Genomic DNA, 4,672 nt, shown 5'->3' with positions numbered 1-4,672 from the left:
AGGTAGTTGTGTTAATTACCTACTTTTAAAGTCATTAAGAGCTTTTCAGGAGTTGACACTTAACACACCGACTCTAACATTACTCCTATCTGTACCTATGACTTGCACTTTTAATAGCGATCGCTCTGATGACGGTGCTGCCAATCTGATAACAATCACCCCACTCTGCCCTCGTCACTCCGATAAGTCATAGCTCTTGGTTTCCTTTTCTTGAGAGGAACTGCCGATTTCTTGGGTGCTTGAGGATGACGGCATTGCTCACAGTAGAGCGGTCGTGGGCCAAAAGTCTCACGTTGGGTTGGCTGTTGGCACTGCTGGCAAACAAAGTTGAATATGCGAGTGTGAATCGTTCGCTGATGCGCTCGAACAACGTACTCTTTGACATCGATAATCTTGCTAGGCATTGGCCACTTTCATAAGTCTATATCTATAAATATAGTTTCTTGTTCTATGTATTTGTGCAAGAGACATGCACCAGACCACATTCGTTAAGAGCGCTCGTTTGAAAACAACAGACAACCAGGGCGGCCGCATCTAAATTACTCTTGATCACAACGAAAGTTAAAAACCAATGAAAAAATTGGGATTTCGCGTTTAATTATTTTTTAAGACCCAAAGCGATCGCCTAAATTTTTCGCAATAAGCAAGAGTTAATGAAATTATTTTAAACTCTATTGAGAATACACTTTGCTTATTGACATGATGCGGCCGCCCTGAGTGATTGACCGTCTTTTAATCCTACTGTTTTCGCTATCTCTGGCAGCGATTTGTACCGGATTTCTGATAACATTCCCACGTGTAAATACTTGAATGCCTCAAAATGTCTCACATCTTCAAATAATGAATAATAGTGTTGACAATAGTTATCTATAAAGGCGACAGTGTTTACTGCTTCTCTGCGTGGCGTAACCATCCCTGCTAATTACTGTTTCCGGTTTACTTCATGATTATATTCTTCCTGTAGTAACAAAAGAGAGATTAATCCTGGCTTAGGATTCAAATCATTCTACACAGCTAGAATCACGATTAGTGGTTACGAAACTATGAATATGATTCGTAAAGGTCAGGTTAACAGGGTAACTAAAGGAGATATTGTCAGTCAAGTAAATTTGATTGCAGATATCTTCGGACTTGTTCCATAAACAATCTTAATTCTAGAGGATTTTCTCACTTCAAATATTTTTTGCAACACAACCCAGGTTATTATCTGGCGAATCGAGGTATTGATACCCGAACAATTCAGAGTTACTTGGGGCATAAAAATATTCAGCATACTGTTCTTTACACTGAACTTTCATCTACCAAGTTTCAAGGTCTTTGGGATGATTAAAATGTTGAACGCCCCTGCTGAATTGTTGCCCATCTCCCCTGAAAAAAATCGCTCTCGCTGTTTTACGTCTTCGTTCTCTCTATGTTAGTGGTGATTGGAATGACTATTGGCGCTTTCATCTACAGCTTGAGCGTCAACGTCATCATCAGGCTCTTTATCTTGGTGGCATTGCTTTGCTCAAGGGTGTCACTCAAGCCCTTTGTTCCACTACTCCACCACCAACAGCAATGCTTGTTTGACTTCCTCTTTGTCTTCCTAAAAGAGCCGCACTCTATTCATTTTACTGTTGAAGCTCAAGTTTACTCGAAGCAATCACTTAAAAATTCTTGAAAATTAACTAGAGAAAAACCCTGCTTTTGGACAATTTTAATATCACTTTTGGTGGGAAATGAAAAGTATGAACCACCTAGCATCTGAGGAGTTCGTTTTAAATAATAATAATCAAAATTCTTGATAACACTACTTAATAAACCAATGCCTTGATTATTAACTAATTTATCTAAAGTTAAAATACTGTAATCAGTATTGTCAACTTCTAATTTTTCTTGTGCAAGTATTGCTCCTGAATCAATAGAAGTATCTACAATTTCATGAATTGTTATACCAAACTTCCTATCATTTTTAAAAGCAGAGTATAAAACTGGGAATAAGCCTTTACATTCAGGCAACAGTGCTGCGTGTACGTTAATAACTGCTTTTTTGGGTATCTGGATAATTTGCTTTTTGATAATTTGGTCGAAGAAATATATCACGATTAGATCGAGATTAGCTTGCTTCAATTCAGCAATAATATCTTGACCATTTATATTTGATGTTTCAACGTGATGAATTTGATACTTATGGCAGATTTCAGATATTGTAAAGTGCTTTCTTTTATGCCCAGTGATAGATGAAGCTAATTGAGATAGATAGATAAGCAAAAAATAAAAAATAAAGTTGTAAGTTAAATAAATAACGAAATCAAAACCCGATCTGCGATAGTTAGTAATAATTTGCTGAAGTAAATTACCATGTTTACTGCCAGTAGTGACTACAATTGCTATTTTGTCATTATGTTCTTCAATAAAGCTTATGATAGCTTCACTTGAGGAATAACACTCTATATTAAACAGAGCAATTCTTTGCATCATTAACTCCTAATTACGCACAAAAAAATTGTTAGTAACACCAGTCTGTAAAAGTTATTCACAAACAAAATTCACGGTATGAAATTTAGCGATCGCTAAATTTCATGCTGTTGTAAAAACAGGCTTTTCCTTAGATATAGCAAGTTCCACAATGTCACCTGCTCCTCTAACTTCACCTGCGCGTTGAATTGAGTGGCAAAGCACTGCATACTGTAATAAAGGGAATATCCAAAAATTCCGCAATACTCCCTCCTTCGTTGTTGTAGTTCGCGTTCTAAAGGTAGCATTGTGTTGAGTTGACCAGTTTTTGCGGGACAGAGAATGCCAAAATGAGTCATAACTTCAGCCTTTTTTTGTAATATGACAACAGAGGATTAACTTATTGAATGAGCAAAGATTCTCCTGCTAAGTATTTATCTAAACCAGGTGAGATACTTAGGCGTGAAGGAGGGTGAAATGCTAGTGGACGGGAAGCAGTAAATAGGTAAGCAACTTCGGGTGAACTGATAAATGCCATCCCCCCTAATAACTCCACAGCATGAGCAGTAACACGTTCTATAGCACCTTGCACTGCATAACGCACAAACAGCGCCCGTGCAAGTTGATCGCTACCTTGGTTGCTGTCGCTAACTATCATTGACTGGGCTAGCCCTTCTAATGCAGCCATCGCTCCCTCAACTTCAATGGCTAAAATTGTTCGCTCAGAAGGCGTGCCTTTTCCATCTGCTATGGTTCGTTCTACTAAAGCACTAGCGATACCCAGGTAAGATGCAGAAATTAGCATTTCAAACCAAAGAAAACCCCTTGTTTGGATATAATCTAGATTTTCGGCATTGCCTGTATAGGAAATTAATTGTTCTGGAACTTTGACATCCTGAAGAATAACTTCGTCGCTTTCTGCACCAGCCAGCACTGAATTTGTCCAGAAGGGACGACGTTCAATTCCTGGAGCATTTGTTGTCGGAATAATAACGACTGCTAATTTGCTATCGTCTCCCGATTCGCTGGGAATAGAAACACTTGCAGTGAGAAGATCCATTGATGCAGATAAGCTGCAAGGCTTTTTACTACCGCTGACTGTTACGCCATCGGCTGTTCTTTTTACCTGCATATTGGGAGTAAGAATGCCTGTACCTGTCCGTCCTTCGGCAAAGCCAGAAGCTACGTAGAGATTTTGTTCGGCAATTCCCTCAAGTAACATCCACTCCAAGCCAGTTCCCGAACCTTGGGCGATCATCTCAACAGTGGTTGCAATTGAAAAATGATGCATCGTCGTGGCGATCGCCAGCGAAGGCGCACGGCTGGCTATCGCTCTTTGAATCCGAACAGCTTCCACAGGAGTTGCTCCTAAACCCTTATACTTGGTTGGAATTAATAAACCAGTACCACCAAGTTCACGAAATATTTTTATGGCTGGATTTTGTGGCTTTTCCATTTCCAATAAAGGAATTTGTGCCAGTTTTTCATCAAGGTCTGGCAAAAACTTTGTCAAGATTGTTCGTTCTGGTTTGAGAAAATTCACCTGTAAAGCTCCTATTTGCTGTGAAATATTTATTAGAGGCAGAAAGGGGACTATAGGACTAATATTTGATTTCTAAAAAAGCTCCGTACATTTTAACGTCTTTCTCTGTCTCGTTCTTTGTTTCATCAATTCTTTTTTGAGCAGACGAAATTAAAAAATTCAAAAGCTGTTTCAATAGTATTTGAATTTCACTCAACACCTGCCCAAGTTGTCGCTCAGAGCCACTATCGTCATTATTCGGTTGTAATAAATCTTTAATAGTCTTGGTGATAATCTCCTGTTTTGTAATTTCAACTACAATTTTTTCATCTTCGACTTTTGTTAATTTTATATCATCTTGCTCTTGATATAATAAAAATTTGATGAGCCAATTGTTTAATAATCTTTTTACCGTATACTTTGCTACATTTAATCCGAATATTTGAAATATGGACGAAATATCATTAGGCTGATTATCGCATGACCACTGATTTAAATTCTTTCAAAGGCTCATATAAAAACTCATGCAAAAACTCATAACCATAACTATGCGAAAGTCTCAAAATCATAATTTGAACACCCCCAACACCTGCAATATCTCCCTTACTACCGCCTTCTCAGGCTGTGTTGCAAAAATAGGTGCCTAAGCAAGTGTTATATTCTTTCAAGAGACTGAAATGCTACAGAGATGAACCCAAAACAACCATTTAAATG

Annotated in this window: 6 protein-coding genes and 2 pseudogenes; 3 read left to right on the top strand and 5 right to left on the bottom strand. The window is 38.2% G+C overall.

The window, feature by feature from the left end:
• A partial coding sequence (locus HCR01_RS39710) for a hypothetical protein (RefSeq protein ID WP_226890061.1) occupies positions 1-193 on the top strand: 193 nt, incomplete at its 5' end.
• On the opposite strand, the gene HCR01_RS36990 is transcribed toward HCR01_RS39710, so the two are convergent.
• Together HCR01_RS36990 and HCR01_RS41025 are read right to left on the bottom strand one after the other, a co-directional pair.
• Entirely contained in the window at positions 156-404 is a 249-nt protein-coding gene (locus tag HCR01_RS36990; protein ID WP_193200859.1) for a hypothetical protein, read from the bottom strand. The genes HCR01_RS39710 and HCR01_RS36990 overlap by 38 nt on opposite strands.
• Before the next feature lie 311 nt (positions 405-715).
• Positions 716-913, bottom strand: a pseudogene (locus HCR01_RS41025) (IS701 family transposase); the annotation flags it as partial.
• Positions 914-1,183: 270 nt separating this feature from the next.
• Here HCR01_RS41025 and HCR01_RS36980 point away from each other — a divergent pair.
• Positions 1,184-1,330: a tyrosine-type recombinase/integrase gene (locus HCR01_RS36980; protein ID WP_226890059.1), complete on the top strand. Its 147-nt coding sequence runs from the start codon at positions 1,184-1,186 to the stop codon at positions 1,328-1,330.
• Positions 1,331-1,380: 50 nt separating this feature from the next.
• Positions 1,381-1,569 (top strand): annotated as a pseudogene (locus tag HCR01_RS39700) (ISKra4 family transposase); the annotation flags it as partial.
• Between the two features lie 60 nt (positions 1,570-1,629).
• On the opposite strand, the gene HCR01_RS36975 reads toward HCR01_RS39700, so the two are convergent.
• From HCR01_RS36975 to HCR01_RS36965, 3 genes are all read right to left on the bottom strand, one after another.
• Complete coding sequence (locus tag HCR01_RS36975; RefSeq protein WP_226890058.1) at positions 1,630-2,460, bottom strand: formyltransferase family protein; 831 nt, start codon at positions 2,458-2,460, stop codon at positions 1,630-1,632.
• A 92-nt stretch (positions 2,461-2,552) separates the two neighbouring features.
• Complete coding sequence (locus HCR01_RS36970) at positions 2,553-2,795, bottom strand: hypothetical protein (RefSeq protein ID WP_193200861.1); 243 nt, start codon at positions 2,793-2,795, stop codon at positions 2,553-2,555.
• Between the two features lie 41 nt (positions 2,796-2,836).
• Positions 2,837-3,979 (bottom strand): acyl-CoA dehydrogenase family protein, encoded by a 1,143-nt coding sequence (locus tag HCR01_RS36965; protein WP_193200857.1) that lies wholly within the window; start codon positions 3,977-3,979, stop codon positions 2,837-2,839.
• Between the last annotated feature and the right edge of the window lie 693 nt (positions 3,980-4,672).

The organism is Nostoc sp. MG11 (assembly GCF_014904695.1).
In the GTDB taxonomy this organism is placed as follows: Bacteria; Cyanobacteriota; Cyanobacteriia; order Cyanobacteriales; family Nostocaceae; genus Komarekiella.
This window is presented reverse-complemented; position numbering and strand designations above follow the sequence as displayed.